Source organism: Saccharopolyspora sp. NPDC050389 (genome assembly GCF_040655595.1).
Lineage (GTDB): Bacteria > Actinomycetota > Actinomycetes > Mycobacteriales > Pseudonocardiaceae > Saccharopolyspora.
The window spans coordinates 1-1,258 of record NZ_JBFAKG010000231.1 but is presented as its reverse complement, the minus strand read 5'-3'; the positions used below and the strand labels follow the sequence as shown (position 1 = coordinate 1,258).

The window sequence follows — 1,258 nt, the reverse complement described above, 5'->3', positions numbered from 1 at the left end:
CTAGTACTCCAGCCGCATTTCGTGATCTGGTTGGTGGTAGGTTTTTGATCTTGTGCTGGTAGATGAGGATCTTGACGCTTGGGTTGCCGGGTTGGACGACTTGTTCGGCCTGGTGGCGGGCCGGTTTTATCGGGTCGAGCCGCGACGTCGGGCCCGGGCGTATGTGTGCGGGTTGCTGGCCCCGCTGGCGGATAAGAACGGCTGGACCCTTGCTGAGGTCGCTGGTGATGTCACACCGGACGGGATGCAGCGTCTGCTCAATGCTGCGACCTGGGATGCCGATGGAGTGCGCGATGACCTGCGGTCCTATGCGGCCGAGTATCTGGGTGAGCGCGACGGGGTGCTGGTCGTCGATGAGACCGGATTCTTGAAGAAGGGCACCAAATCCGCTGGGGTGCAGCGTCAGTATTCCGGCACCGCGGGCAGGATCGAGAACTGTCAGCTGGGTGTGTTTCTTGCCTATGCCACAGGCAAAGGCCGCACTCTGATCGACCGCGAGTTGTACCTGCCGAAGTCGTGGATCGCCGACCGTGAACGGTGTCGTGAAGCCGCGGTGCCCGACGATGTGGACTTCGCTACCAAGACCGTGCTCGCTCGGCAGATGCTCACCCGCGCTCTGGAGGCCGGAGTCCCCGCAACGTGGGTGACCGCCGATGAGGCATACGGCAATGACTACAAGTTTCGTACCTGGTTAGAAGGCAGGCGTATCAGCTACGTCGTTGCGGTGGCCTGCAACCAGACCATCCCCGCCGTAGCCGGCACGTCACGTGCCGATGTCCTGGCGACACACGCGCCCGACGACGCCTGGAAACGCCGTAGTTGCGGCGAGGGCGCCAAAGGACCACGGCTATTCGACTGGGCGGTCGCCTCGCTGCCCGTGTACGAGGACACCACGCCACCAGGCTGGGCACGATGGCTGCTGGTGCGCCGTTCACTCACACGCAACAGCAAAGGCGAGCACGAACTGGCCTACTACTTGTGTTGCGCTCCAACGGGAACCACTGATGATGACCTCATTCGTGTCGCGGGAGCCCGTTGGGCGGTTGAGGAATGTTTCCAGACCGCCAAGACCGAGGTCGGCTTGGACCACTACCAAGTCCGCCGTTACGACGCCTGGTACCGGCACATCACCCTCGCGATGCTCGCCCATGCCTACCTCTCCGTCACCGCGGCGATCGCCCCAAAAGCCCTGGCAGCGGCCTCATTCCGGTCACGCTGGGAGAGGTCAAGCGTCTCCTGGCACACCTGATCACCACCG

The 1,258-nt window shown here is 63.0% G+C and carries 1 protein-coding gene; it reads left to right on the top strand.

The window, feature by feature from the left end; translation table 11 throughout:
- The first annotated feature begins 91 nt into the window (after window positions 1–91).
- On the top strand, window positions 92–1,249 hold the full coding sequence (locus AB0I53_RS49600; protein WP_358618228.1) for an IS701 family transposase: 1,158 nt from the start codon (window positions 92–94) through the stop codon (window positions 1,247–1,249).
- Window positions 1,250–1,258: the final 9 nt, after the last annotated feature.